We start from the raw sequence: 255 nt of genomic DNA on the forward strand, positions 1-255 counted from the left end.
GGATGTTGTTCCTAAATTTTCGGAATGGTCGAAGCAAGGTGAAATGGGCCGTCGTAAACTAACGCAATTCACGCGTTACTTTACAATTGTTCTTGCGTTTATTCAGGGGTTTGGTATGTCAATTGGTTTTAACGGTATGGTAGGTGGGCAATTAATTTTGAATCCTGGTTGGAGCACTTATTTATACATTGCTACGGTACTGACTGCTGGTACTGCATTTTTAATGTGGTTAGGTGAACAGATTACAGCTAAAGG

1 pseudogene is annotated in these 255 nt (G+C 40.4%); it reads left to right on the forward strand.

Going from position 1 to position 255, the window contains the following annotated elements:
- A pseudogene (locus tag SB775_RS31545) lies at window positions 1–255 on the forward strand (preprotein translocase subunit SecY); the annotation flags it as partial.

Source organism: Peribacillus sp. SIMBA_075, assembly GCF_046534585.1.